This window comes from Serratia sp. EWG9 (assembly GCF_019913725.1).
Lineage (GTDB): Bacteria > Pseudomonadota > Gammaproteobacteria > Enterobacterales > Enterobacteriaceae > Serratia > Serratia ureilytica.
This window is the reverse complement of sequence record NZ_JADNRO010000035.1, coordinates 1-253: the sequence shown is the minus strand read 5'-3', so window position 1 is coordinate 253 and position 253 is coordinate 1. Positions and strand designations below refer to the sequence as shown.

Below are 253 nucleotides of genomic sequence, written 5' to 3'. Positions count from 1 at the left end.
CGGAGCAGCTGTTCGCCGAGTTCGGCTTCACCGTGGACAACGTGGTGGCCAAGGCGCAGGCGCTGCTGAAGTAAGCCGCCGGGCGCAAGCCGATAAAAAGGGGCACTGGCGCCTAATGCTGGTCAGTTAGCGTTTTTATGCAGGCGTTCGTGAAATTTTCGGTCGATAAAAGTGAGATGCCCCATGTGGCTCAGGCACCTCGACCGAGCCAGGGGCCGAAGGCGCGGCCCCTGGCAACCCGCGCCTTTGCCCT

At 62.1% G+C, this 253-nt stretch carries 1 pseudogene; it reads left to right on the top strand.

Going from position 1 to position 253, the window contains the following annotated elements:
• Positions 1 to 74 (top strand): annotated as a pseudogene (locus ITX55_RS24245) (transketolase); the annotation flags it as partial.
• Positions 75 to 253 lie beyond the last annotated feature (179 nt).